The organism is Bifidobacterium moraviense (assembly GCF_012932365.1).
Taxonomy (GTDB): domain Bacteria; phylum Actinomycetota; class Actinomycetes; order Actinomycetales; family Bifidobacteriaceae; genus Bifidobacterium; species Bifidobacterium moraviense.
The window spans coordinates 1-26,775 of sequence record NZ_JAAIIH010000004.1 but is presented as its reverse complement, the minus strand read 5'-3'; the positions used below and the strand labels follow the sequence as shown (position 1 = coordinate 26,775).

At 67.8% G+C, this 26,775-nt stretch carries 22 protein-coding genes and 3 tRNA genes; 17 read left to right on the top strand and 8 right to left on the bottom strand.

Annotation, left to right across the window (positions count from 1 at the left end):
- Positions 1 to 30 precede the first annotated feature (30 nt).
- Together serS and G1C96_RS04130 are read left to right on the top strand one after the other, a co-directional pair.
- Entirely contained in the window at positions 31 to 1,317 is a 1,287-nt protein-coding gene (gene serS, locus G1C96_RS04135; RefSeq protein WP_169275398.1) for a serine--tRNA ligase, read from the top strand.
- 148 nt (positions 1,318 to 1,465) lie between these two features.
- A tRNA-Ser gene (locus G1C96_RS04130) sits at positions 1,466 to 1,550 on the top strand.
- A 73-nt stretch (positions 1,551 to 1,623) separates the two neighbouring features.
- On the opposite strand, the gene G1C96_RS04125 is transcribed toward G1C96_RS04130, so the two are convergent.
- Positions 1,624 to 2,502: a LysR family transcriptional regulator gene (locus G1C96_RS04125; protein WP_169275397.1), complete on the bottom strand. Its 879-nt coding sequence runs from the start codon at positions 2,500 to 2,502 to the stop codon at positions 1,624 to 1,626.
- Between the two features lie 168 nt (positions 2,503 to 2,670).
- Between G1C96_RS04125 and G1C96_RS04120 the strand changes: the two genes are divergently transcribed.
- The 9 genes from G1C96_RS04120 (at position 2,671) to G1C96_RS04080 (ending at position 12,349) form a co-directional block, all read left to right on the top strand.
- Positions 2,671 to 3,462, top strand: coding sequence for an AzlC family ABC transporter permease (locus G1C96_RS04120; protein ID WP_169275396.1), 792 nt, complete (start codon positions 2,671 to 2,673; stop codon positions 3,460 to 3,462).
- The gene (locus G1C96_RS04115; protein ID WP_169275395.1) at positions 3,462 to 3,797 is read left to right on the top strand and encodes a branched-chain amino acid transporter permease; all 336 of its coding nucleotides are present in this window, start codon (positions 3,462 to 3,464) and stop codon (positions 3,795 to 3,797) included. Before G1C96_RS04120 ends, G1C96_RS04115 begins: the two co-directional genes overlap by 1 nt.
- Before the next feature lie 79 nt (positions 3,798 to 3,876).
- The gene (locus tag G1C96_RS04110; protein WP_205832040.1) at positions 3,877 to 4,698 is read left to right on the top strand and encodes a PhzF family phenazine biosynthesis protein; all 822 of its coding nucleotides are present in this window, start codon (positions 3,877 to 3,879) and stop codon (positions 4,696 to 4,698) included.
- Positions 4,619 to 5,467, top strand: coding sequence for an aspartate/glutamate racemase family protein (locus tag G1C96_RS04105; RefSeq protein WP_169275394.1), 849 nt, complete (start codon positions 4,619 to 4,621; stop codon positions 5,465 to 5,467). Before G1C96_RS04110 ends, G1C96_RS04105 begins: the two co-directional genes overlap by 80 nt.
- Before the next feature lie 591 nt (positions 5,468 to 6,058).
- Complete coding sequence (locus G1C96_RS04100; protein WP_169275393.1) at positions 6,059 to 7,129, top strand: phosphotransferase enzyme family protein; 1,071 nt, start codon at positions 6,059 to 6,061, stop codon at positions 7,127 to 7,129.
- Positions 7,130 to 7,272: 143 nt separating this feature from the next.
- Complete coding sequence (locus G1C96_RS04095) at positions 7,273 to 8,775, top strand: amino acid permease (RefSeq protein WP_169275392.1); 1,503 nt, start codon at positions 7,273 to 7,275, stop codon at positions 8,773 to 8,775.
- A 558-nt stretch (positions 8,776 to 9,333) separates the two neighbouring features.
- Entirely contained in the window at positions 9,334 to 10,698 is a 1,365-nt protein-coding gene (locus tag G1C96_RS04090) for an aspartate aminotransferase family protein (protein WP_169275391.1), read from the top strand.
- 44 nt (positions 10,699 to 10,742) lie between these two features.
- Positions 10,743 to 11,678: a GntR family transcriptional regulator gene (locus G1C96_RS04085; protein WP_240945099.1), complete on the top strand. Its 936-nt coding sequence runs from the start codon at positions 10,743 to 10,745 to the stop codon at positions 11,676 to 11,678.
- Between the two features lie 5 nt (positions 11,679 to 11,683).
- On the top strand, positions 11,684 to 12,349 hold the full coding sequence (locus G1C96_RS04080; protein ID WP_240945098.1) for an HAD-IA family hydrolase: 666 nt from the start codon (positions 11,684 to 11,686) through the stop codon (positions 12,347 to 12,349).
- A 684-nt stretch (positions 12,350 to 13,033) separates the two neighbouring features.
- Here the strand turns inward: G1C96_RS04080 and G1C96_RS04075 are convergent.
- The 6 genes from G1C96_RS04075 to G1C96_RS04050 form a co-directional block, all read right to left on the bottom strand.
- Entirely contained in the window at positions 13,034 to 14,713 is a 1,680-nt protein-coding gene (locus tag G1C96_RS04075; RefSeq protein WP_169275390.1) for an alpha/beta hydrolase family protein, read from the bottom strand.
- Between the two features lie 603 nt (positions 14,714 to 15,316).
- Positions 15,317 to 15,946 (bottom strand): DUF4125 family protein, encoded by a 630-nt coding sequence (locus tag G1C96_RS04070; RefSeq protein WP_169275389.1) that lies wholly within the window; start codon positions 15,944 to 15,946, stop codon positions 15,317 to 15,319.
- An 80-nt stretch (positions 15,947 to 16,026) separates the two neighbouring features.
- The gene (locus G1C96_RS04065) at positions 16,027 to 18,102 is read right to left on the bottom strand and encodes a DUF4037 domain-containing protein (protein ID WP_169275388.1); all 2,076 of its coding nucleotides are present in this window, start codon (positions 18,100 to 18,102) and stop codon (positions 16,027 to 16,029) included.
- 203 nt (positions 18,103 to 18,305) lie between these two features.
- Positions 18,306 to 19,493, bottom strand: a complete 1,188-nt coding sequence (locus tag G1C96_RS04060; RefSeq protein WP_169275387.1) for an MFS transporter — start codon at positions 19,491 to 19,493, stop codon at positions 18,306 to 18,308.
- 259 nt (positions 19,494 to 19,752) lie between these two features.
- Complete coding sequence (locus G1C96_RS04055) at positions 19,753 to 20,475, bottom strand: hypothetical protein (RefSeq protein ID WP_169275386.1); 723 nt, start codon at positions 20,473 to 20,475, stop codon at positions 19,753 to 19,755.
- A gap of 105 nt (positions 20,476 to 20,580) precedes the next feature.
- Positions 20,581 to 20,654 (bottom strand) — tRNA-Pro (locus G1C96_RS04050).
- 93 nt (positions 20,655 to 20,747) lie between these two features.
- Here G1C96_RS04050 and lysS point away from each other — a divergent pair.
- From lysS to G1C96_RS04020, 6 genes are all read left to right on the top strand, one after another.
- Positions 20,748 to 22,424, top strand: a complete 1,677-nt coding sequence (lysS, locus tag G1C96_RS04045) for a lysine--tRNA ligase (RefSeq protein WP_169275385.1) — start codon at positions 20,748 to 20,750, stop codon at positions 22,422 to 22,424.
- A gap of 250 nt (positions 22,425 to 22,674) precedes the next feature.
- Positions 22,675 to 22,992, top strand: a complete 318-nt coding sequence (locus G1C96_RS04040; RefSeq protein ID WP_169275384.1) for a hypothetical protein — start codon at positions 22,675 to 22,677, stop codon at positions 22,990 to 22,992.
- 209 nt (positions 22,993 to 23,201) lie between these two features.
- Entirely contained in the window at positions 23,202 to 24,137 is a 936-nt protein-coding gene (locus tag G1C96_RS04035; RefSeq protein ID WP_169275383.1) for a hypothetical protein, read from the top strand.
- A gap of 102 nt (positions 24,138 to 24,239) precedes the next feature.
- On the top strand, positions 24,240 to 25,397 hold the full coding sequence (menA, locus tag G1C96_RS04030) for a 1,4-dihydroxy-2-naphthoate octaprenyltransferase (RefSeq protein ID WP_169275502.1): 1,158 nt from the start codon (positions 24,240 to 24,242) through the stop codon (positions 25,395 to 25,397).
- A gap of 106 nt (positions 25,398 to 25,503) precedes the next feature.
- Positions 25,504 to 26,244: a phosphoglyceromutase gene (locus G1C96_RS04025; protein ID WP_169275382.1), complete on the top strand. Its 741-nt coding sequence runs from the start codon at positions 25,504 to 25,506 to the stop codon at positions 26,242 to 26,244.
- A 252-nt stretch (positions 26,245 to 26,496) separates the two neighbouring features.
- Positions 26,497 to 26,573 (top strand) — tRNA-Asp (locus tag G1C96_RS04020).
- On the opposite strand, the gene G1C96_RS10090 is transcribed toward G1C96_RS04020, so the two are convergent.
- Positions 26,552 to 26,775 (bottom strand): hypothetical protein (locus G1C96_RS10090; protein ID WP_205832039.1); only part of this gene is annotated, 224 nt, incomplete at its 5' end. The genes G1C96_RS04020 and G1C96_RS10090 overlap by 22 nt on opposite strands.

The following is a 26,775-nucleotide window of genomic DNA, read 5'->3' as shown; positions in this document are numbered from 1 at the left end:
GTGTCGGCTCGCGGCACTAGGCTAAGGGTCATGCTTGATATTCAATTCATTCGTGAACACGCCGATGTCGTGAAGGAATCGCAGCGCAAGCGCGGCGAATCCGTGGAACTGGTGGACGAGGTGCTCAGGTCCGACGAGACCCGTCGCGAGTCCCTCAAGGCCTATGAGGCCGCCCGCGCCCAGCAGAAGGAGATCGGCAAGAAGGTCGCCGCCGCCCCCGCCGAGGAGAAGGCCGCGCTCATCGCGCAGACCAAGGAGCTGGCCAACAAGGTCAACGAGTACAAGGCCACCGCCGATGCCGCATCCGCCGAATACACCACGGCCATGTGGAAGCTGTCCAACATCGTCGAGCCCGAGGCGCCCGAAGGCGGCGAGGACGACTACGTCGTCGTCAAGAAGGTCGGCCAGATCCGCGACTTCGCGGCCGAAGGCTTCGAGCCCAAGGACCACCTGACCCTCGGCACCGGCGTGGCCGGCATCGACATGCGCCGCGGCGTCAAGGTGGGCGGCTCCCGCTTCTACTTCCTGCGCGGCGCCGTGGCCCGCATGCAGATCGCCATGCTCACCATGGCCGTGGACCAGGCCGAGAAGCACGGCTTCATCCTCGCCATCACCCCCACGCTCGTGCGCCCCGAGGTCATGGCCGGCACCGGCTTCCTCAACTCCCACGCGGACGAGATCTACCGTCTGCGCGAGCCCGACGACCAGTACCTCGTGGGCACCTCCGAAGTGGCGCTCGCCGGCATGCACGAGAACGAGATCCTCGACCTGTCCAACGGCCCGCTGCGCTACTGCGGCTGGAGCTCCTGCTACCGCCGCGAGGCGGGCGCCGCCGGCAAGGATACCTCCGGCATCATCCGCGTCCACCAGTTCGACAAGGTGGAGATGTTCGTCTACTGCAAGCAGGAGGAATCCCGCGCGCAGCACCAGGCGCTGCTCGGCATGGAGCAGGAGATGCTCGCCAAGGTCGAGGTGCCGTACCGCATCATCGACACCGCAGCCGGCGACCTCGGCTCCTCCGCCGCCCGCAAGTTTGACTGCGAGGCCTGGGTGCCGACGCAGGGCCGCTACCGCGAGCTCACCTCCACCTCCAACTGCACCGAGTACCAGGCCCGTCGCCTCAACATTCGCGAGCGCACCGAGGACGGCTCCACCCGCGCCGTCTCCACGCTCAACGGCACGCTGGCCACCACCCGCTGGCTCGTGGCCATTCTGGAGAACCACCAGCAGAAGGACGGCTCCATCGAGATCCCGCAGGCCATGCGTCCGTACATGGGCGGCCGCGAGGTGATCGAGCCCACCAAGTGGGAGGCCTGATTCCATCAGGCCTGCTGTGTTCTGCGCGGCGCTCCGTGGTGTCGCGCCGGCTACGAACGGCCCACTGGGCCGTTCGTCATCACGTGGGCGGCCTGATCTTCGGTCGGTGCTAGACTGACCATTCGTGCGTCTTCCGGCGCGCGAACCCGGACAGATGTCTGAGCGGTCTAAAGAGACGGTCTTGAAAACCGTTGGGGCGCAAGCCCCCGCGAGTTCGAATCTCGCTCTGTCCGCGAACCAGGGCCTAGGCAAGTTGTCTAGGCCCCTTCTCTTTTCCTGAAACGCCTGCGATTCATGCCTGCTGGTTCAAGGCAGCATGTCGATGTTGTCTCGCAGGTGTTCGATGAATCGTCGGGCCGCGAGAGGAAGCCTGCCGCGGTCGGCGTAGGCGACGGCGATGGTGCGGTCCACGGGCGGATCGGTGGGGCGCAGGGCGAGACGGTAGTTGGTGCTGATGCGATGAAGGATGAGTTCGGCGAGGATGCTAAAGCCCAATCCGGCCTCGACCATGGTCATGATCGAGTAGTCGTCGTGGATGCGCAGCCGCACGTTCGGCCTGAGACTGACCGACGCGAACGCTTCCAGCGGCTCAGAGTAGTGGCCTTCCTCCAGCAGGATCATGGGTTCCTTGGCGAGCGCGGCCAGCGGCACACGGTCGAGTGCGGCGAGTGGGTGGTCGTGCGGCAGGACGGCGAGCATGGCGCCTTGCTTGATGGTGATGGTCTCCACGTCGCGCGCGGCGGCGGGGTTGATGAACCCGAAATCGACGGTGCCGTTGTGGATCCATTCCTGGATGGTGGTGTAGTCGCCCTGATGCAGGACGAACCGCACGTTCGGATGACGCCGTTGGAATCCGCTGATGAGTCCGGGCAGCCAGTGGGCGGAGATGCTGGCGATGGTGCCCATGCGTATCACGCCGGTGTCGAGGCCGAGGATCTCGTCGGTCCGTTCGCGGATGCGCAGACCGTCCTCCACGTACCGTTCGATGAGCGGGTAGAGCTGGCGTCCCTCCTCGGTGAGCGTGCATCCGCCGCGCTGCCGGTTGAGCAGGGTGACGTCGAGCTCCTTTTCCAGCGAGGCGATCATCTGGCTGATGGCCGATTGGCTGCATCGCAGTTCGTCGGCGGCCGCGGAGAAGCTGCCGTATTCGACGATGTGCCGCAGGGCGAGATACCGGTTGTCCATGATTCCATCATAGAAGATGCATAAGCATCGCTTATGCGGTCATTAGCAAATTTGATTGTACTTATCGTGTGTGGCCTGCATACGATGACCGCCGTCGGACATATCCAGTGCATTCTGGACCGTCCGGCACATTCATCAGAAGCATCAACGAAAGAAGGTCCTTCCGACATGGCGTTGCTGCGTACGGCGTTCCGAGCGGCGTTGCCGCCCACCCTGCCGATCGCCGCCGGCTTCCTGTTCTTCGGCGGATCCTACGGGTTGCTCATGCATGCCAAGGGATTCTCGATCGTGTACCCGCTGGCCATGGGCTACGTCATCTTCGCCGGGTCGATGGAATTCGTCACCGTGAATCTGCTGTTGTCCGCGTTCGATCCGTGGGCCGCGTTCCTGCTGGCGATCATGGTCAATGCGCGGCATCTGTTCTATGGCCTGTCGATGCTGAGCAAGTTCCGCGGACTGGGCTGGAAGAAACCGTACCTGATCTTCACGATGATCGACGAGACGTTCGCCATCGATTCCAGCGTTCATGTTCCGGCGTCGGTCGACCGGGGCTGGTTCATGGTGTTCGTCTCGGCACTGTGCCGCTCCTACTGGTTCGGCGGAATAGTGCTGGGCTGGCTGGCCGGCGGCGTGCTGCCGTTCGATACCAAGGGCATCGAGTTCGTGCTCGCCGCCCTGTTCCTGTCGATCCTTCTTGAGCAGTGGGACGACGATCGGCATCGGGAGAGAGCCGGCAGCGGCCGCTCGCACTCGATGATTGCGAATGTCGTGGATTCGGCGTGGCCCCATGTGTCCGCGTTGGTCGGGCTGCTGGTGCCTGCGGCCTGCCTGATGCTGTTCGGCCCGGACCGGTTCATGATTCCGGCCATGGTGCTGATGCTGGTGGCGTTCCTGATGTTGCGCGCAAGACTGGAGGATGCGGACGGAACGGATGACGTCCGGAACGGGGAGGAACAATGATGACCATGACCACGTGGCAGGCCGTGGCGACCATCGCGGCGGTCTCGCTGGGCACGATGCTCACCCGGTTCCTGCCGTTCGCGCTGTTCCCCGATTCGCGTCGACCGCCCAGGACCGTGACCTATCTCGGCGGGGTGCTGCCGCATGCGATGACCGGTCTGCTGGTGGTATACGCGCTCAAGGACGTGTCGCCGTTCTCCGGATTCCATGGGATGCCCGAGGCGATCGCGATCCTTGCGATCGTGCTGCTGCACCGATGGCGCCACAGCATGCTGGTGTCCGTCGCCGGCGGAACCATCGTGTACATGGTGCTCGTCCAGCTGGTGTTCGTCTGACGGGCTTGGGGTTTCCGGCCACGTCGTGAGTTCGTGGCGGGGCATCTGACGATCGGCGATGAAAGGTGGTTTGCGGATTATGGCCATACAGCAGTATGTGGTGGACGCGTTCACGGATCAGGTGTTCGGAGGCAACCCGGCGGCGGTGTGCCTGCCGGAATCGTGGCCGTCGGACGAGCTGATGGCGAGCATCGCGATGGAGAACCGGTTCTCCGAGACCGCGTTCATCGTGCGCGAGCCGGCGGGATGGCATCTGCGCTGGTTCACGCCGGGCGGCGAGATCGACCTGTGCGGGCACGCGACGCTCGCCTCGGCCTACGTGGTGCTGCGGTTCGTGGAACCGGATGCCGGCGAGGTGCGGTTCCGCGCGATGAGCGGCGTGCTGACCGTGACACGGGCGCGCGGCGAAGATGCCGGCACTAATCACAGCGCCGACGTGTTCACGATGGACTTCCCGGCCTTCGATCTCAGGCCCACGCCGGTCACCGACGCGATGGAGCGGGCGCTGGGCGCGCGTCCCATTGAGGCGTGGCTCGGTCGTGACCTGCTGTGCGTGATGCCCGACGAGCGGACCGTGCGCGATCTCGATCCCGATCAGGATCTGCTCAAGACCTTGCCCGGACTGCTCGCGAACGTCACGGCGGCCGGCGACGCGGGCTCGGGCTTCGACTGCGTGTCCCGCTCGTTCGCGCCGAAGCTCCGCGTTCCCGAGGACCCGGTCTGCGGCTCGGGCCACTGCCACATCCTGCCGTACTGGAGCGAGCGTCTCGGCAAGCCCGCGCTCACCGCATATCAGGCGTCGGCGCGCGGCGGCGTCATCCATGCCACGGTCGCAGGCTCCCGCGTCAGCCTCGGCGGCAGCGCGGCGCTGTTCTCCATCGGCACCATCCTGCCCGACTGACGGCGATGCTTCGGAATCCTGGAATGGCCGTAGGGCGTTGACGAATCGTCGGAACATGGAAAAGGGGACGGACATGCGGAAACTGGGATTGATCGGCGGCACCGGGCCGGAATCCACGATCATCTATTACAGGGAGATCACCGACGGAGTGCGCAGACGTCTGGGACGCGACCGGTTCCCGCATCTGAGCATCGAAAGTCTGGACGTGTTCGAGGTGCTGGACTTCTGCAAACGGGACGACCATGCCGGGCTTGTCGACTACCTGGCCCGCGGGATCGCCGATCTCGCGTCCGCGGGGGCCGAGTTCGCCGCGTTCACGGGCATCACGCCGCATGTGGTGTTCGACGAGGTCGCGCGGCGCTCGCCCATCCCGATCGTCAGCATGCTGGACATGTCCCTCCGGTACGCGGCCGACCGGCACTACGGTCGCGTCGCACTGCTGGGCACCGGTCCGACCATGGACGGCGATTTCTTCCAACGGCCGTTTCGGTCGCATGGCATCGACGTCGTCACGCCGGACGACGAGGACAGACGGTACATAGCCAAGGCAATCGAAACGGAACTGGAATACGGCATCGTCAGGCCGACGACGCAGAAGACGCTGAGGGACATCGCCGTCCGGCTGGCCGAGCGGAGGCATGCGGAGGCGATCGTGCTGGGCTGCACGGAACTGCCGCTGGCGTTCGACGGCATCGATCTGCCGGTGGACGTCATGGACGTCATGCGCATCCACGTCGACGCCCTCATCGACCGCATCGTCGGCGAATGATCGTCGCAACGTTGCGGTGGGCGGCCATCGGGAGTAGCGATGGGGATGCGTAAGGTGGTCGATGATCGCAACGTTGCGATGAACGGCCATCGGGAGTGATGATGGGGATGCATAAGGTGGTTGATTGTCGCAACGTTGCGATGGGTGGCCATCGGGAGTAGCGATGGGGATGCGTAAGGTGGTCGATGATCGCAACGTTGCGACGGGGGCATGGAACGGGTAGGGCGTGTGACGGGTAGGGCGCGCGATGAGTGGGGCATGCGACGAACGGGACGCGGGGCGGAACATCGGAGGAGAGGGGAGAAACCTCCGTCGACGCCGTCGCCGCGGGTAACAGACCATTAATATTCGCACGATCATTCTTTACCGCCCAGTAACAGCCCGCTTGCGATTTCATGGCGCGATTCTGCCACAATCCAAATCAACGCAGACGACGGATGCGGATCGACGGATCAGCGGATCAGCGGATCATCGGACCGGCCGGCCATCGGATCGGCGGATCGGAGCATCCACGGTCCGCCAAGGATCGGCAGACATCGGCGGGACTCCACGCGGATCCGCGCGGATCGAACGCAGGGATCGGAGGACGATATGGCACAGCAACTGGCAAGCCTCATGGACAACCCCACGCAGGTGATCAGCCTGGACACCTTCAGCGGGCTCACGAAGGGCGACCCGGCGCCGTTCTGGCTGTTCCAGGGCGTGTGCGGCGCGTGGGGCATCAACCACGAACGCGCCGAGCTCAACCTCATCACCGTCTCCGAGAACGCCACGTTCGTGCTGCTCATCGACGGCCGTCCGGAGGGCGTGGTGCGCGTCTCCCAGCCCGGCTACGTGGGCGGCCCCGAGGCGGTGGCCTCCGAGATCAGCTGGCTCAACGCCCTGCACGACATCGACGGCATCAGCCTCATCAACCCCGTGCCCACGGTGCGCGGCACGTTCGTCACCAAGATCCACGACAACAACCAGGTGGGCTGGACCGTGATCTCCACCAAGTTCGTGGAGGGCACGGTGCTCGAGGACCTCGACAACCCCGCGCCCTACTACGTGACGATCGGCAGCTGGGCCGCCAAGTTCCACGCGCAGTCGCGCACGTGGGTCAAGCCCTACGGCTTCACGCGCTTCAACTGGGACATCTCCAACATGGTCGGACCCTCGCCGCGCTGGGGCCGCTGGGAGACCGCGGACCTCACGGACGACGAGAAGGCGCTGTGCAACGAGGCGCTGTGGAAGGCGATGGACGTGGTGATGAAGGTGCCGCGCACGCCGCAGACGTGGGGTCTGATCCACGCCGACCTGCGCCCGTCCAACGTGATCAAGGGACCGGACGGCAAGCTCACCATCATCGACTTCGACGACGCCGGCTACAGCTGGTACCTCTACGACTACGCGTCCTCGCTGAGCTTCATCGAGCACGAGCCGTACGCCCCGGACCTCGCCAAGGCGTGGGTGAAGGGCTACGAGCGCGTGGCCGGCGCGTTCAGCGACGACGAGCTGCACGTGATGAGCGCGCTGTCGATGATCCGCCGCCTGCAGATGCTCGGCTGGACCACCAACCACCGCGCCGACGCCCTGCCCGACGGCATGGCCGCCGAGGAGGCGCCCGGCAGCGTGAAGTGCGCCGCGCGGTACCTCGACGATCCGCTGTGGCTGCTGCACTGAGCGGTCGGCCGCACCGGACGGTCCGCCGCGTTGAATCGGCGGCCGCACCGAACGAGATTTCATAACTGAACATATCCACCCATCAACCAACCAATCCGCAAAGGAACCGATACGACAAACCGTTAGAGAGGAAGGCGGTCATCATGTCTGCCACGGCAACGTCGACGACCTCGGGCACCGGCCTGAGCAGCGTCACCTATGTGCACACCGACAAAAGCTACTTCGAGAGGCGACAGCTCAAGCGAACCGCGGGCGCGTTCGGCCTGTGGGCCATCGGCATCGCGGCCGTCGTCTCCGGCGACTTCTCCGGATGGAACGGAGGCATCGCCCAGGCCGGATGGGGCGGCATGCTCATCGCGGCCCTCGTGGTCTACGTGATGTACGTCCTCATGCTCAACTCGATCTCCGAGATGGCCTCCGCCATGCCCCACACCGGCGGCGCCTACTCGTTCGCCCGCGCGGCGATGGGCCCGTGGGGCGGCTTCTTCACCGGTCTCGCGGAGACCATCGAGTACGTGATGACCGCCGCGACGATCGTCTACTTCTCCTCCGCGTACGCCGACGCGATCCTCACGGACCTGACCGGGCTCTCGCTCGACGACGCCGGACTGCAGTGGGTCTGGTGGCTCGCCCTGTACGCCGTCTTCGTGGTGGTGAACTGGCTGGGCGCCGAGACGTCGTTCCGCTTCGCCGAGGTGGTCTCGATCGCCGCACTCGCCATCGTGGCGCTGTTCGGCGTGGGCGCGCTGGTGACCGGCAAGGCCGACTTCGGCTCCCTGCTCAACATCGCCCCCGAGGGCGGCAACTCCGCGTTCCTGCCGTTCGGCGCCGGCGCGATCTTCTTCGCCATGCCGTTCGCCATGTGGCTGTTCCTCGGCATCGAGCAGCTGCCGCTGGCCGCCGAGGAGGTGCGCGACCCGGAGCGCAACATCCCCAAGTCGTCCCGCCTGTGCATCTTCACGCTGGGCCTCTCCGCGCTCATCATCGTGTTCCTCAACCCGGCCGTGATGGGCTCCGAGGCGCTGTCCGGCTCCGACGAGCCGCTGCTCGACGGCTACCGCGCCATCCTGCCCGGCAACCTCGCCGCGGTGCTGTCCGCGTTCGCGCTCATCGGCCTGTTGGCCTCCATCCAGGGCATCATGTTCGCCTACGGCCGCAACCTGTACTCGCTGTCCCGCGCCGGCTACTATCCGGCGTTCCTGTCCCTGACGGGCAAGCAGAAGACGCCGTACTGGGGTCTGATCGTGGGCGCCGTGATCGGCTTCGCGGCCCTGTTCATCATCGCGTACGGCGGTGACGGAGCCGGTTCCGTGGTGCTCAACATCGCCGTGTGGGGCGCCGTGCTGGCCTACCTGCTGCAGATGGTCTCCTACGTGCTGCTCAAGCGCAACATGCCGCACATCAAGCGCCCGTTCGTCTCGCGCTTCGGCGTGCCGGGCGCGGTGGTGGCCGGCCTGCTCGCCCTCGCGATCTTCGTGGCCGTGCTGCTCAACCCCGACTACCGTCTGGCCGTGTACGCGATGGTCGTGATCTACGTCCTCGCCACCGTGTTCTTCGCGGTCTACGGACGCAAGCATCTGGTGCTCTCCCCGGAGGAGGAGTTCGCGGCGTCCGGCGGCAAGTCGGAGTACCGCACCGACGACTGACGGCCGTTCCCGGGACGATCAGGCATCTGCCATAGGCATCCCGGGGCGACCGGACGGTCGGGACGATGAGCGAATCCGATGCGTGACGGTCCTGCGAGGCCGCCCGCGCATCGGATTCGCTCGTTTCGTGATGCGTGGGAACTGGATCCGCTCATTCCGCGGCGTCGAAGATACGGATTGAGCATATCCGATGCGTGAGGCGCCGCTTCAGGCCTCTCCGGCACTGGATCCGCTCATTCTGCGATGCGCGGGAACTGGATCCGCTCAATCCGCGGCGTCGCCGCCATGGAATGAGCACATCGGATGCGCGGAGATGCGAGGCGTCGCGATGCGCGGCGGTCGCTGCGACGCACGGCGACCAAAAGCATGGTCCGACGCGCAAATGGTTTGTTACCGTGACGTATCCGCATGCGCCCGCACGGGCAACATTGGGGGATTACGCTCGCGGGTGTCAACCGGCAAAGGCCAAGGAGACCCAAGGAATCCCAAGCATCCCCGCGGAATCCCCAGGCGCCCGGGACCCGCCGCGGCCCCGGGGAACAGAGCAAAGAAGGAATCATGGCAACGCGATCGACGATCATGGACACCAACAGCTTCCGTCCGGAAATGGCGGCGGCGCTCGACCCCGAGACCCGCAAGCTCACCGAGGAACGCGAGGTGCTGGGGCCGGCCTACCGCCTGTTCTACCGCAACCCCGTGCATCTGGTGAAGGGCCGCGGATCGCACCTGTGGGACGCGGACGGCGTCGAATACCTGGACGTGTACAACAACGTGGCGTCCGTGGGCCACTGCCATCCGCGCGTCGTGGAGGCGCTCACCAGGCAGGCGTCGCTGCTCAACACGCACACGCGCTACCTGCACGAGAACATCCTCCACTACGCGGAGGATATCCTCTCCACCATGCCGGACGAGATCGACCGCATCATGTTCCAGTGCACCGGCTCCGAGGCCAACGACCTCGCCGTGCGCGTGGCGCAGACGTACACCGGCGGCGAGGGCGTGATCGTCACGCACGAGGCGTACCACGGCAACTCCGCGCTCACGTCCAAGCTGTCGCCGGCGCTCGGCACCGCGCAGACGCTGGGCCTGACGATGCGCATGATCCCCACGCCGGACACGTACCGCCTGACCATCGACGGCAAGCCCGCCGCCGAGTGCACCGCCGCCGAATTCGGCAACTGGATGGCCGGCGAGGTGCGCAAGGCCGTGGCGGACATGAACCGGCACGGCATCAAGTTCGCGGCGCTGCTGGCCGATTCGATCTTCTCCTCCGACGGCGTCTACCCGGACCCGGTGGGCTACCTCAAGCCGGTGATCGACACCGTGCACGAGCTGGGCGGCGTGTGGATCGCCGACGAGGTGCAGCCCGGCTTCACGCGCACCGGCGACGCGTTCTGGGGCTTCGGCCGTCAGGGCATCGTGCCGGACCTCGTCACCTCCGGCAAGCCGATGGCCAACGGCCTGCCCACCTCGCTCATGGCCGCGCGCCACGAGGTGCTCGAGCCGTTCGCCGGATCCATCCCGTACTTCAACACGTTCGGCGGCAACCCGGTGTGCATGGCCGCCGCGCAGGCCGTGCTCGACGTGATGCGCGACGAGGACACCATGGGCAACGCCAAGCGCGTGGGCGCCGTGTTCAAGCAGGCCGTCGCGGGCCTCATGGACGCGCACCCGTGCATCGGCGACGTGCGCGGCGCCGGACTGTACATCGGCTGCGAGATCGTGAAGCCCGGCACCAAGGAGCCCGACCAGAAGGCCGCGCTCGACATCCTCGAGACGCTGCGCGACAACCACATCCTCACCTCCGTGTGCGGACGCTTCGGCAACATCCTCAAGCTCCGCCCGCCGCTGGTGTTCAGCGAGTCCGACGTCGACTGGTTCATGGACGGCTTCACCAAGACCCTCGCGACGCTGGGACTGTGATGGCAGGCACGCCGATCGTACCGACTGCACGTGAGGACGAGGACATGAGCGACGACGACATGACGGCGGGCGAGACCGGTCCCGATGCGACCGACCCCGCCGCCGTGCGCCGCCCCTCGGTGGACGAGATCGTCCACCGCATCCGCGCGATGATCCGCGACCGCGAGCTGGAGCCGGGGGAGAAGATGGGATCGGAGCGCGGGCTGGCGGCCGAGTTCGGCGTCAGCCGCTTCGAACTGCGTCTGGCGCTGACCCAGCTGGAGTCGCGGCACGAGGTGATCCGCAAGATCGGCCGCGGCGGCGGGATCGTGGTGGCCGACGACCGGCTCGAACGCAACTTCAACACCTCCGAGTCGCTGCCGGTGATCGCGCGGCGGCAGGGGTTCGACCTGCGCTCGTCGGTGCTGCGCGCGGTGATCACGCCGGCGTCGCCCTCCGACGCACGACTGCTGGAGCTGGGCGGCCCCGCGCCGACGATCTACGACATCACGCGCCTGCGGTTCATCGACGACGGGCCGCTGTCCGTGGAGACAAGCCACCTGCCGGCCGACCTGTTCCCGCAGTTCCCCACGCACGACCTCACCCAGCCGTTCTACACGATGTTCGAACGCTACTACGACGTGCATCCCGCCGTGGTGGACGAGACGATGGAGACCGTGGAGGCCGACGCGCGGCTCGCGGAGCTCCTCGGCGTGGAGATCGGCGCGCCCGTGGTGCGCGTGCGCCGCATCACGCGCGACACCCGCGGCCGACCGTGCGAGCGGGCCATGGACTGCTACCGCGCCGACCGCATCCGCTTCACGATGCGCCACTCGGGGTACGTGCGGCTGTCCGCCACGCGGCGCGACGGGCGCGACGAGCCCGACGGGGACGGCGGACGTGACGGGCAGATCGGGATGGCGGGACGGATCGGTCTGATGGGACGGGCCGGACAGGTCGGACAGGTCGGACAGGTCGGACAGGCATCGCAGGTAAGGTGACCGGTATGAGCATGAGCATCGAGACATCCTCCGCGGCCCCCGCGCACGGCGAACGCGCGCACGGCGTTCCCGCCTACAGCGACGTGATCTTCGACTTCTGCGACGTGCTGGTGGACTGGCGGCCGCGCATCCCGCTCGAGGGACAGTACCCGCCCGGCGTGATCGACATGTTCTTCGACCGCGCCGACGAGTACGGCTTCTGGCACTACGACGAGCTGTCCGATCTGGGCTGGAGCGAGGAGCGGATCCTCGCCGACTACGAGGAGCATCACGGCCCCGCGGTGGCGTGGGTGTTCCGCGTGTACTTCGAGCGTCAGCGCATGGCGCTCGCCGGCATGATCCCGGGCATGGAGACGCTGCTGCGCGATCTGGACGCGGCCGGCGTGCGCTGCTGGGGCCTGACCAACTTCACCGTGAAGTACGTGGACGCCGCGCGCGAGCTGTTCCCGGCGCTCGGACTGCTGTGCGACGTGGTGGTCTCCAGCACCGAGCGGGTGCACAAGCCGGACGCGGAGATCTACCGTCGCGCCATCGCGCGGTTCGGCGTCGACCCGGCGACCACCGCGTTCGTGGACGACAAGCAGCGCAACGCCGACGCGGCCACCGCCGTGGGACTCGCCGGCATCCGCTTCACCGCCGCCGACGCCCTGCGCGCCCGGCTGTTCGCATAGTCCTGCGCAGCCATGCCGGTCTTGCGTCGTTCCGAGTGACGGTCGTGCCGATCCTGTGTCATCCTGCGCGAGGCCATGCCGGTTTTTGCGTCATCCTGAGCGGAGGCGAAGCCGCAGTCGAAGGATCCTTGGTGTGCTGGTCAAGGATCCTTCGACTTCGCCCTGCGGGCTCCGCTCAGGATGACGAGAGGGGACGCACGCTCCGCTCAGGATGACAGGGAGAGAGATCGCGTGCGTCGCTCAGGATGACGGGGCGGAGGTCGTGCTGGTTTTTTGTGTCATCCTGAGCGGAGGCGGAGCCGCAGTCGAAGGATCTTTGGTGTGCGGTGGTCAGGGATCCTTCGACTTCGCCCTGCGTGCTCCGCTCAGGATGACGAGAGGGGACCGCGTGTCTCGCTTAGGATGACGGGGCGGAGGTCGTGCCGGTTTTGCGCTGCCCCGACTGAGGCCATGCCGGTCTTGCGTCATCCTGCGCGAGGCCATGCTGGTTTTTTGTGTCATCCTGAGCGGAGGCGGAGCCGGAGTCGAAGGATCTTTGGTGTGCGGTGGTCAGGGATCCTTCGACTTCGCCCTGCGGGCTCCGCTCAGGATGACGGGGAGAGATCGCGCGCCCCGCTCGGGATGACGAGAGGGGGCGCTTCGTTCGGGACGACGAGGGCGATGAGCGGGCGCGGCGCGGGCATGTCAGAGACTGTACAGGCCGAAGAACGCCAAGGCGACGGTGACGAGTCCCGTGCCGGCGAGCGTGAGGACGGTCAGCGTCCACGGGATAACGCCCCTTGCGAACCGAGAGCGGGAGCCGTCGCGCGTGACGGCGGCGCGATGCGCGACGGGCGCGGCATGCACGGCCTCGGTCGCCGCGTCGTCATACGGTCGCCGGGCATCGCCCCACAGGCGCAGCAGCGCGGACGCCCACAGCAGCGCCACCAGCACGCTCAGGACGCGCATCGCCACCCAGCCGCCGTGGAACAGCGGTTCGTTGGACTCCAGCTGCAGCGACGTGGCCACCAGCAGCCCCAGATAGACGCCCGCGGCCAGCAGCGCGACCAGCGTGCCGGTCCCCAGCGCCCACAGTCGCGCCGCCGCGCCACGGCCGAATCCCCGCGTCCCGCGAGTCCCGGCCGTCCCGCGAGCCCCGGTCATCGCACGTCGTGCGCCGCGCATCAGACCCCACGCCGCGCCCGGAACCCCGGCCAACGCCAGCGCCGCCGCGCCGCCGACCATGAGCGCTGCCAGCTGCGTGAGCGACCGCGGCGACATCGCCCCGCCGGTCATGGCTCCCGTGCGCACCGCGAACATCTGGTCCGGCTGCGCGCCGGCCGTCATCGGCGTGCGCCAGCCGTCGGCGCCGGTGCCGGCCGCCGCCGCGTTGATCCACGAGGCTACGTCGCGCACGTACGACGGGTCGAGCGTCAGGTTCGGTCTGGAGACGCGCGCGCCCAGCCGCATCTGATGGTTGGTGGGGTAGTAGCGCAGCGTCACGTTGCGGTTGCCGGAGCCGGACGCCGCGCGGTCGCGGATCTCGCGCGCGCCCTGCTCGATCGGCATCGACGGGTCGAGCGTGCCGTAGACCACCAGCGCGGGCTGCGTGAGCCGACCGAACCGGGAGAGTGCGTCGAAGTCGGCGTAGTCCAGCCGCACCAGCGAGAAGTCGAGCATCGTGAACTTGGGGATGTCGCCCGCCACCGCGCGCGGCACGCCGGTCTGCGCGAAGTACGTGCTCGCCGCCATCGTCATCTGCTCGCGCCCCGAATACACCGGCGACGACACGATGACCGAGAACGCGATGTCCGGGCGCTCGTCCGTCATCACCGCGCTGATCCACGTGCCCTCCGACTCGGCGTAGACGCCGGTGCGCTTGGGGTCCACGCCCGGCATCGCGCGCAGCAGGTCGAGCTCCTTCTCGTAGTCGTGCGCCATGGAGACGTAGTCGCGGTGGAACAGCGTGTAGTCGTCGAGGCGCTTGTCCGGCACCATCGTCACGATGCCCGCGCTCGCCAGCTGCGGCGCGATGTCGCCGTACACCTCGGTGGCCCTGCCGGTGCCCGCGCCCTGCAGCATGAGCAATGCGGGACGTTCGCCGGGCGCGCCCACCGGCTCGCGCACGATGGCGTTCACGCTCACGGCGTCCGTCAGGGGAATGGTGACCGTGGATTCGCGCACCTCGTACGTGCCCATCGGCGTGCCGGTGCCGACGGACGGATCCGCGGCGGCGATCGTGGTGTCCGGCGTCTCCACGGCGATGTGGTCCGAGTAGCGTTCGGGATGCCACGGCGGGGTCATCAGCGCGCCCAGGGCCGCCAGCACCATCCAGATCACCATGGTTGCGGCCGCCAGCCGTGCCGCCCCTGCCATTCTCCTCATGCCTTCACCCTAGCGCGCCGTGCGGAGTCCTCTTTCTCGTCGTCCTGACATGCCCTTTCCGTCATCCTGAGCGGGGTGCGTGGCCTTTTCCCGTCATCCTGAGTGGGGTACGTGGCTTTTTCCCTGTCATCCTGAGCGGAGCCCGCAGGGCGGAGTCGAAGGATCTTTGATCGTTCCCGTGGGGTCAGGGATCCTTCGACTCCGGCTTCGCCTTCGCTCAGGATGACTGGAGGAAGGCATGCGTTGCTCAGGATGACGGGAGGAAGGCGTGCGTTGCTCAGGATGACGGGAGGGGGCGTGCGCTGTTCTGTTTCTTGTCAGTCTTGGGGTACGTGGCTTTTTCCTGTCATCCTGAGCGGAGCCCGTAGGGCGGAGTCGAAGGATCTTTGATCGTTCCCGTGGGGTCAGGGATCCTTCGACTTCGGCTTCGCCTTCGCTCAGGATGACGGGGAAGGAGCGTGCCGCGCGGGATGACGGAAGGAAGGGCGTGCGTTGCGCTCAGGATGACGGGAGGGGACATGCGTTGCTCAGGATGACTGGAGGAGAGAGGCGCGCGCCGCGCAGGATGACGGGGAGGGGCGCAGGATGGCGGGAGGAACGGCGTCAGGCCGCGAGCTGCGCCTCGGCGTCGTCCAGCCCGTCGAACCCGCCCAGCCGCACGGTGTTGAGGATCGTCTGCTCGGTCAGGTTCTCGCCGGCCGCCGCCTTGGCCGCCACCATCGTCTCGTACAGGCCCAGCGTGCGATCGGAGTACGTGCCCAGCTCGCCGCGCAGGTATGTCTCGAACGATGTCTTGGACGGCGTGTCCTCGCTCGTGGTGAGCACGCGCATCGCCTCGCCGAGGTGCGGGTAGCGTTCGCGGAAGTCGCGCGTCCACGCCACCTGCCGCGCGATCACGGCCTCCTGCCGTGCGACGCGCTCGTCGCTCAGGCGCGGGATGTACGGTTCGATCGTCTCGCGGTACTGTTCGGGCGCGGTGGACGCCATCATGCGCCCGTACTTCTCGGTGACGAGGTTGCGCCCCACGCGGTCGGCCTCGTCCAGATCGTCGGCGTAGCTGCGCTGCAGCTCCGTCGGCCACGTGAGGAACTGGCTCAGCCGCATCTGGTGGAACGTCGGCCAGTTGCCCTGACATGCGGCGCGGCCGCCCTCGTTGTTGGTGCGCTGGAACTGGTCCCACTCGTGGCGGACGATGGATTCCTGCAGTTCGCTCGCCTCGATCGCAGTGCTCATGCCCTGCCGTCCTTTCGATTCATGCGTATACGCCGATTCATGTCGCGCGTCGGTTCTCATGCGTCGACCGACGCGGCCCGTCACAGACTGCGCAGCACCGGGTTGCTGCTGACGATGTGCTCCTCCACGTACGGACGCTGCCATTCGAGGAACGTCTCGTCCGACTCGGTGAGGCGCTCGCGCTTGAGCTGCTTGACGATCTCGGCGCAGATGTGGTCGATGGTCGCGGTCACCTGATCGATGGCCGGGCCCGCGCCCTTGCCGCCTTCGCCGAATCCCGCGCCGCCGAAGCACGCCGCGGAGCTCAGGCGCAGCACCTTCTCCAGCTGCTCGGTCACGTCCGCCAGCATCGTGGCGATGCGGCGCGACAGCTTGCGCAGCGCGGCGAACTGCCACTTGTAGTACGGCAGATATCCGACCGCCGTCGGCGTGTTGATGAGGAACACCAGCGACGCGGTGGCCTTGACGAACTCGTCGATCGAGAGCATCGCCGCGGCGCCGTCGCCGCGCCTGAGCATGCGCGGCACGTTGTACTGTCCGGCCTGCGCGATCATGCCGAGGCGACGCGAGATGAGCGAGAGCACCACGTCCTGCGGCATGAGCTTGAAGCCCTGACGTACCTTGGAGAAGCGGCCGAGCGGATCGGCGAACACCTGTCCGTTCGTGGCGGCGGCCAGCGTCGCCTCGTCGAGCATGAGCCACTCGTGCGGCGCGTCCTCCGCGGGCGCCTGCGGATAGCCGGTGATGGATTCGAAGAACTGGCCGATCTCGAACACGCCCACGCGGCGACCGGCGCCCTGCGCGCGTGCGGTCTGCTCGCGCGGACCGTAGCCCTGGAACGTCTGGGGGAGCGCCTCGTAGTCGGCCTGCAGCTGCTCGCCGATCTTCGCGTAGTCCTCGGCCGTCAGCCACAGGCAGAAGCCGGGACCGAAGTCGTGGTCCTGCGAGATCTCGTCGTCGAAGCCGTAGCACTCGGAGCCGTGGCCCACGAGACCGGCGGCGATGCGGCCCTGATACTCCGGGTATTTCTCCGCGATGAGCGGCTTGCCGTACGCCTCCCAGTACGCCTTGGCGAGCTGCAGGCCGGTCATCGGCGGGCGGCTCAGCGCGGCGTTGATGTCCGCGTCCCTGGACTGCGCGTCCTCGAGCAGCGTCTTCGCGGCGTCCACGCCCTGCGTGCCCTGCGCGGCGTCCGCGGAGGCGGCATCCTCGGAGACGGCGTCCGCGTCCTGCGCGTCGGCGCCGGCGACGGGCTGCGCGGCGGGCGGGACGGCTGCCGGGGCCTCGGCGTTGCCCTCGTACGGGTTCTCGTCGGGCACCTTCATGCCCAGCTCCTCGGCGGCCTTGACGGCGTCCTCGAGGTTGGCCACGGTCACGCGGTAGTAGTCGTTGTCCGTGCCGTAGCATTCCTCGATCACGGCCAGCGCGTGGCGGTAGGCGTCCACGGCGTCCACGAACAGGGAGTTGTGGTAGCACACCTGCGCGTAGCCGGCCAGCGCGGAGGCGTAGTGCGCGCTGTGCTCCAGATGCCCGTTGCGGTAGATCTCCAGCGCTTTCCTGGCGTGCGCGGTGGCGCCTTCCTTCTTGCCTTCCTCCAGCAGCGTGAGCGCGAGGTTGGTGTGGGTGGACGCCACGTCGAGGTCCTGATCGGCGTTGACGGACGAGGCCTCGATGATGCGCAGCGCCTCGCGCAGCTCCGCCTCGGCCTTGTTCAGGCGGTGCGTCTCGCTGTAGAGGATCGACAGGTTGTTGTGCAGCGCGGCGAGGCGGCGGTCCGCGGGGCCGTAGGTCTTCAGCGCGGAGTCCAGCGCCTGGCGGTACAGGTCCTCGGCCTGGTCGTAGCGCTTGGCGGCGCGCATGCTCGTGGCCGCGTTGATGAGCGTGGTGGTCCACGCCTCGGTGTCCTCGAGTCCCATGTGCGCGGCGAGCTCCAGCGCGCGCTGCACCATCCACTGGTTGTCCTCGTGACGCGACTGCGAGCGGTAGAAGCCCATGATCTCGTTGAGCACCGTGAGCTGTCCGGCCTCGTCGTGCGCGTTCTCCGCGTCCGTGAGCGCCTGCAGCAGGTATGGCTCCGCCTTCTTCGCCTGTTCGTGCGCGTCGAAGATCGCGTCCAGTCCCTTCAGGAACGCCTGTGCATCGAAACGGTCCGCCATGACTCCTCCTCGTGCCCGGCCGCAGCGTCGCGCGGCAAACGGATGTGCAATGATCCGCTTGCCAGTCTAGGCAGACTCGGGGCGTCGGGGGAGTGGCGCGCCGGCGCGGCGCCTGTGATGTTGCGCACAGTGACGCCGCGCGCGGCGTTGTTGCGCACGACGGCGTCACGCACGATGGCGCCGCGCGGTCGTCGGGCCGATCGTCAGACGCGCACCTCGCGCAGACGCTTCGCCGCCTCGGTGTCGGTCTCGCAGCGCCACGAGTAGAACGTCAGCAGCCCCACGGACAGCAGCGCCAGCGGCAGGCCGCCGAGTCCGGTGAAACGGTAGTCCATCGCGAACGCGTTGAGCATCGCGCCGCCCACGATCGAGCCGACCGCGTTGCCGAAGTTGAACGCCACCTGCACGGCCGCGCCGGCGATGAGCTCGCCGCCGCCCACGCCTGCCTGCGTCATGAGCAGCTGCTGGGGTGCGGAGATGAAGAACAGGCCGAACGCGATCAGGAACGTCAGCACCGCCGTGGTGACGCGGTTGCCCGGCACCAGCAGCACCATGATCAGGCCGAGCATCGAGAACGCCTGGCCGAGCGCCGCCGTGCCTGCCGGGCGCCACGCGTCGGTGAGCTTGCCTCCCAGCTGGCCGCCCACCACCATGCCGAATCCGGCGAGCATCATGAGGAACGGCACCAGATCGCTGCTCCATCCGCCGGTCTTCTGCAGCCACGGGGAGACGTAGCTCCACCAGCAGAACACGCCGGCGTTGCCGGTGAACACGGCGGCCAGGATCACCCACGGGCCGCTGCGGGTGAGGAAACGGAACTGGCCGGCGATGCCCGCATCCTTGATCGGTGCCACGTACGGGATCCACGCGATGGTCAGGACGATCGTCATCGCGGCCCACGCGGCTAGGATCGCGAACGCGAGACGCCACGAGAGCGACTCCGCCATGAGCGTGCCCGCGGGGACGCCGAGCATGTTGGCCACGGTCTGGCCGGTGACCATGGCGGCCACGGACTGCGCCTCCTTGCCCTTCTCCGCCAGCGTCTTGGCGACGAGCGTGGCGGTGCCGAAGAACGCGCCGTGCGGCAGGCCGGAGATGAAGCGCGCGGCGATGAGCATGGGCGCGTTGAGGGACACGGCGCTCAGCAGGTTGCCCGCCAGCGCGATGGCCATGAACAGGATGATGAGGTTCTTCGGCGGCACCTTGCGCCCGAAGACCAGGATCAGCGTGCCGATGCACACGCCGATCGCGTACGCGGAGATGTAGTGTCCGGCGGTGGGGATGTCCACGCCGGTGGCCTCGGCGGCCTGCGGCAGGATGCCCATCATCACGAATTCCGCGGCGCCGAGGATGAACGCTCCGGCGGCCAGCGCCAGCAGGCTCTTCTTCATGCTTGCTCCCGATTCCTCTGTGGTTGTTCCTCTGTGGTTGCGTCTGTGGTTGCGTTGTGGTTCGATCTCCCGGGTTCCCGGTTTTCCGGGTCCCGTGCCATGCGCGATGGCTGCCCCGCGCACCGCCGGCATTATGTTTAACCATTTTACTATTAGGTGCGCGCAATCAGCATAGCGTGGCGCGCCTACATGCCGACGGTGCGGGGGACGGTGTGGGCGACGGTCGGGCGACGGCGCGGGACGACGGCATGGTGCCGCGCTACGCCACGACCGGGCTGCCTCCCATGCTCTCGGGACCGAAGTCGACGTCGGTGCGCGGCGCGACGATGCCCGAGCCGTAGCTCAGCGACGGATCCTTGTACGGCTTGGCCCTGCGGTATCCGTAGATGCCTGCGCAGACCGTCTCGGGGCAGGCGGTCAGACGGACCATATCGCCGTACAGCTCCATGACCACGCGCATCGACGGCCAGTCGTCGCGCTGCTCGCGCCGCGGCGTCAGATGCGCGTAGACGGTGAACTGCCGGGGCTCGGGGTGGGGCGTCCAGACGACGCAGGTGACGAACACGGTGGCCGTGGCGTTCACGATGCCGCTGGTCCAGTCCCTGACCATGTAGTCGGGCTGCCGGAGCAGATCGAAGACGCCCGCCTCGCGCAGCATGCGCGCCAGCTCGTCGCCGCGGATCGAGACGACACGGGGCGCGCTGCGCTTCGCGATGGCGGCGTGGTCGATGTCGAGGCGGCCGCGATGCCATGCCCACAGCGCGCATGCTGCCAGCGCGGCCGTCATGATGCCCGTGAAGAGCGTCGAGACCCAGCCGTCCGTCATGGAACGCGACGTGGCCACCAGCGGCGCCCACAGCACCGCGGCGGCGGCGAGCACCGCGGCTCCGGCGCGCCAGCTGCGCCTCGTCTTGCGGGAGAGCCGTTGCAGATAATCGGGATCGATGCCGGGCGTGCCCCTGTGCCAGCTGCTTGTCATCACGCGGACATCGTCCCACCGGAGGCTCGCGGTGCGCAAGGATGCGGCGGCATGGCGGACGGAATATGAAAAAACCGGACCGCTGAGATCAGCGATCCGGTTGAGTTGTCGGGCTGGCGGGATTTGAACCCGCGGCCTCTTCGTCCCGAACGAAGCGCGCTACCAAGCTGCGCTACAGCCCGTTTGGCAACGTCCGCTAGCTTACAACATGATCGGCCTGGTGCAAACTCGGCGTGTCGCGGTCGTGTATCGGCACCTCGCTACACTGTGGCCTTATGTGCGAAACCCAAGAATCCCAAGCCAATGAGGAAGAGAACGCCGCTCCCCGCATGACCACGGTCGAGCGCGCCGAGATGCTCCTGCGTCAGGACGCCGCGATCCGCGAGAGGATCGAGAACGGCGCCACGCTGGAGGAGGCCGTGGACCCGTCCAACAAGGAGTTCGGCCCGCTCGCGCACCCCGAGCAGGTGCAGATGCGCGTCGCCAAGCGCGCGATCATGCTCAAGGAGGGCATCGCCCCGTACCCGGTGCATCTGGACGTGACCGACACCATCGAGGCCGTGCGTGCCAGGTACGACGGCAAGCTCGAGCCCGGCCAGGAGACCGAGGACATGGTGGGCATCGCCGGTCGCGTGCTGTTCCTGCGCAACGCGGGCGGCCTGTGCTTCGTGCAGCTGTCCGCCGGCGACGGCACCAAGATCCAGGGCATGATCTCCAAGAAGGAGATCGGCGCGGACTCGCTCAAGCAGTTCAAGCAGCTCGTCGATCTGGGCGACCACCTGTACGTCAAGGGCCGCGTCATCTCCTCCAAGACGGGCGAGCTGTCCGTCTTCGCCACCGAATGGGCCATCGCCTCCAAGGCGCTGCAGCCGCTGCCCGCGCTGCACAAGGACCTCAACGAGGACACCCGCACCCGCAAGCCGTACATCGGCATGATCGCGGACGAGAAGATCCGCAACATGGTGCGCAACCGCTCCAAGGCCGTCGCCTCGCTGCGCCACACCTTCGCCAGCCACGACTTCCTCGAGGTCGAGACCCCGATGCTGCAGACCGTGCACGGCGGCGCCGCGGCCCGTCCGTTCACCACGCACATGAACGCGTTCGACCTGGACCTCTACCTGCGCATCGCGCCGGAGCTGTTCCTCAAGCGCTGCCTCGTGGGCGGCATCGACCGCGTGTTCGAGATCAACCGCGACTTCCGCAACGAGGGCGTCGACGCCACGCACGCCCCCGAGTTCACGATGGTCGAGGCGTACCAGGCGTACGGCACGTACGACACCATCGGCCAGCTCGTCAAGGAGCTCGTGCAGAAGACCGCCATGGACGTGTACGGCTCGCACAAGGTCACGCTGCTCGACGGCACCGAGTACGACTTCGGCGGCGAGTGGAAGACCATGAGCATGTACGGCTCCCTGTCCGAGGCGCTCGGCGAGGAGATCGTGCCCAACGGCGGCCCGGACAACCCCGGCACCTCCGTGGAGCACCTCGGCGAGATCGCCGACAAGCTGGGCGTGGAGCGCGACGACGTGGAGAACCATGGCAAGCTCGTGGAGCACCTGTGGGAGCACTTCTACGAGGACAAGCTCTATGAGCCGACCTTCGTGCGCGACTTCCCGGTGGAGACTTCCCCGCTGGTCAAGGGCCACCGCACCAAGCCCGGCGTGGTGGAGAAGTGGGACCTCTACGTGCGCGGCTTCGAGCTGGCCACCGGCTACTCCGAGCTCAACGACCCCGTGGTGCAGCGCGAGCGCTTCGTGGCGCAGGCCAAGGACGCCCTGGCCGGCGACGAGGAGGCGTGCGACATCGACGAGGACTTCCTGGAGGCGCTCGGCGTGGGCATGCCTCCGGCGGGCGGCATGGGCATGGGCATCGACCGACTGCTCATCGCGCTCACCGGCGCCACGATCCGCGAGACCATCACGTTCCCGCTGGTCAAGCCGCTCGTGGCCTGATTCGCGCGGTTCGCGCCGGTTCGCATTCGGCTTCGGGGAGGGACTGCGGTCCCTCCCTTTTTCGTGCGTTTCATGCGTGTTCTGTCGCGGCGCGGCGCCGCGATGCGTCCCTGCCGCCGTCCTACCACGTTCGGGCAGGGGAGCGGCGGAGTCGACGGAACACGGACCTATGCTGAATTCATAGGCAGCGAGGCGGAGGCCGACGCGATCGTGCGACGGTCCGGCGCCCCGCATGAGGTGGGGAGGAATCATGGACTCCAAGAAACCCTCCAACATGGAAACGGCCGCCGCGGCGATGTTCTCCGGCTGGTCCCCTTCCGCCGCGCAGTGGGCGTTCACCGCGCCGGTCGCCGCGGAGGGCAAGCCTCAGCCGACGGACGAGGAGCTGGCCGCGCAGGCGGAACACAAGGACGAGGAACTGCCGGCGATCGACGATCCGCGCCGTTCCGGCAAGGCCACGGCCACGCTGGAGACCGCCGCCGCGGCGATGTTCTCTGGCTGGTCGCCTTCCGCCGCGCAGGTGGCGTTCGGCTCGAACGAATCGGAGTCGGCCGACGACGACCGCTGACCGCGGTCGGTGACCGATGACCGACGGACGCCGGCGGCGCAGGCCGTCCGCGTCCCGCATGCGAACGAGGGACCCCGATGCTGTTGCGTCGGGGTCCCTCTGGCGTCTTGGTGCGACATACTCCTATGATGTGTGGTGTCCAAGGGATGCGGGACATGGCCACGCCGTGATGATCCGGCATTCCCCTTCCGCAAGGGAAAAGAGAGAACATGGATCCGAATCCGAACGCGAACCCGGTCAACCCGCAGCAGCCGCAGCAGCCGCAGCAGACCCCGCAGTATGCGCAGCAGCCCTATGGCCAGCAGGCGCCGCAGTCCGCTGCTCAGCCCGCGCAGCCGCAGTACGGCCAGCAGCAGCCGACTCAGCCGGCCGCCGCGCAGCCGCAGGGCGCGCCGCAGCAGGCTGCACAGCCCACCACCTCCGTGGATGTGGACCAGCTCAAGAACCAGGCCGTGGACCTGTCGCGCAAGCTGGAGAGCAAGACCGTCGCCGTGGGCGGCCGCACCTTCAGCTACGTCACCGTGGCCGCCGCCGCGGCAGCCGTGCTCACGCTCATTGCCGGTTTCCTGCCGCTCGCCACGCTCTCCATCCCGATCGTGGGCTCGCAGAGCATCAGCAGCCTCTTCCAGCAGAGCGACGGCTGGATCTTCCTGGTGCTTGCCGTCGCGACCGTGGTGCTCGACGTGTTCAGGAAGTATCTGGCAGGTCTGATCGTGTCCGCCGTCATGGCCGTGATGGTGATCGTCGATATGGTGAACTTCTCCAACAACCTCGAGGAGGTGGCGGCGAAGCACAACCTGTCCTACTATGGCGCCTCGGCTTCCATCGGCATCGGCGTGTGGCTGGTGCTGATCGCCGCCATCGTGTTGGTGCTGTGCGAGACGATCGCGTTCATCAATGATCTCGCCGCCAAGAAGGCCGCCGCCGGCGCGCCTGCCGCGGCTCCCGCCCCCGCCTTCGCCCAGCCGTTCGCCGCCGCCCAGCCTACCGCGCCGCAGCAGCCGGTCGCGCCGGCCACCGCCGCGCCGGCCTCGCAGCCCGCGCCTGCCGCTCCCGTGGCTCAGCAGCCGCAGCAGCCGTACGCCCCGCAGGCTCCGGCAACCCCGCAGACCCCGACCGACCCGAACGGTCCCGTCGCCCAGTGAATCCGGTGACCCAGTGAGATCGGTGGCCCAGTGAGTCCGGCGATGGAACGCGTTTCCGCCGAACGCAAGGCGTCCTCCCCGCAGGCGCCGGCATCCTCCGTGATGTCGGCGCCTGCGCCGTCTGATGGGCCGTCGCGCCCTCCGCTGCGCCTGTGGATCACCGGGCTCCGCCCGCGCACGCTGCCGGCCTCCATCGCCCCCGTGGCGGTGGGCGCCGCCGCGGCATGGACGCGGATCGGCGCGGTGCCGGGATGCCCGGAAGTCTATCCGCAGCCGGCGTACTGCGCAGCTGATCTGGCACGCCATCAGCTGCTCGTCTCGCGCTTCTGGCCGGTCGCGCTGCTGTGCGCGGCCGTGGCCCTGTTCCTCCAGATCGCGGTCAACTTCGCCAACGACTACTCCGACGGCATCCGCGGTACCGACGCCGCGCGCACGGCCGACGAGCGGAGCACCGGCAAACCGCGGCGCCTCACCGCCTCCGGACTGGTGCGTCCCCGCGCGGTGCTCGCGGCGGCGGGTCTCGCCGCGGCCGTCGCCTGCGCGGCGGGTCTTGCCGCGACGGCCGTCTCCGGCCAATGGTGGCTGCCGCTCATCGGCGCGGCCGGCCTGCTGGCCGGCTGGACCTACACCGGAGGCCGGCATCCCTACGGCTATGCGGGATTCGGCGAGCTCGGCGTCTTCCTGTTCTTCGGACTCGCCGCGGTGCTCGGCACCGAGTCTGCGCTCGCCGGGGAGGTCACGCTCCTCGGCCTTGCGGGCGCCGTGGTCTCCGGGCTGCTCGCCTGCGCGATGCTCATGGTCAACAACCTGCGCGACGTGGACGACGACCGCGTCCACGGCAAGCGCACGCTCGCGGTGCGGCTGGGGGAGCGCCGGGCGCGGCGTCTGCTGATCGGCGTCCATGCGGTGGCCGTGCTGCCGGTCGCGGTCCTGGCCGTCGTGCCGCTGGGCGCATCGCTGCGCCGCTGGGCAGGACTGGAATGCGGCGCGGCACAGTCCGTGCCCCCGTGCCCCGGCGGATCGGCGGCGTGCTCCACGGAACCCGTGGCATCGGTCGTCTGCTCGCCGTCCGTGCCGCCGAGCGTCGCCGTGGCGCTGCTCGGGCTTGCGGGCGCGGCGCTGCTGACGGTCGGCGTCGCGTTCGTGCGCGCGGTGCGCCGGCGCGACTTCGGCGGGGCGCTGGCGCTGAGCGGGCTGAGCGCGCTGGTCTTCGCGGCGGTCGCGGTGATCGGCGCGGTTGCGACGGTCCCGGGGCTCTAGGGCGTCGGGCGTCGTTCGCGTCGTCGCCGCGCACGGTGTCCGATACGTGAGGCGACGGCGTCATCGACCCTCGATTTTGGCCGTGGGCGGCGTTAGACTGCGAAGTATGACTTACAAACTAGTACTGCTCCGTCACGGACAGAGCGCATGGAACAAGACCAATCAGTTCACCGGCTGGGTGGACGTCCCGCTGACCGAGCAGGGCGAAGCCGAAGCCAAGCGCGGCGGCGAGCTGCTCAAGGAGAAGAACGTCCTGCCGGACATCGTGTTCACCTCCCTGCTGCGTCGCGCCATCAACACCGCCAACATCGCCCTTGACGCCGCGGATCGCCTGTGGATCCCCGTCGAGCGCAGCTGGCGTCTCAACGAGCGTCACTACGGCGCTCTGCAGGGCAAGAACAAGACCGAGATCCGCGAGGAGTACGGCGACGAGAAGTTCATGCTGTGGCGCCGCTCCTACGCCACCCCGCCGCCCGAGATCGACCCGAACGACAAGTACGCGCAGAACAACGATCCGCGCTACGCCGGCGATCCGGTCCCGGAGGCCGAGTGCCTGGCCAACGTGGTCGACCGCGTGAAGCCGTACTTCGAGTCCGCCATCGAGCCGGAGCTCCGCGCCGGCAAGACCGTCCTGATCGCGGCCCACGGCAACTCGCTGCGCGCCATCGTCAAGATGCTGGACAACCTGTCCGAGGACGAGATCGCCAAGGTCAACATCCCCACCGCCATCCCGCTGCTGTACGAGCTGGATGAGAACTTCAAGCCGATCAAGCCGCGTGGCGAGTACCTGGACCCGGAGGCTGCCGCCGCCGGTGCCGCCGCCGTCGCCGCCCAGGGCCAGAAGTGAGCCGGTGCTGACTTCAGTCTGACTGATGCCTTTCGGCGTTGATGCCATAGGGGCCGTCTCCGTGACATGTCTTCAGGACATGCGGAGGCGACCCCTTTCGCATGCCGATGCGCACCCTGCGCGCGGCGGCACCGGCATGGTGCCGAGGATGCTCGCGGTCGGTCGCACGCCGTCGCCGGGCGCGACACGCCGTGGTGTGCGGTCTCGGGAAAACGTGTAATATAGCCACTCGTGCCCACCAAACGGCACAACGGCCCCGTAGCTCAGTTGGTTAGAGCGCCGCCCTGTCACGGCGGAGGTCACCGGTTCAAGTCCGGCCGGGGTCGCCACCGAAGCCGGTCGCATTCCATGCGGCCGGCTTTCTCGTTTTCAGCCATCCCGCGCTCCGGGCTGCAAGAACTTTTCCGGCTCTTCCGATTTTGGTGTGTAAGGGCCGTGCGGTTTCATTCGGTGTGTGATTGAAAAAGTGAAGGAAACCGCGCGGCTTGTCAACGAGTCTAGCGCGTTCGACGGCCGGGTCCTGCTCGGCCT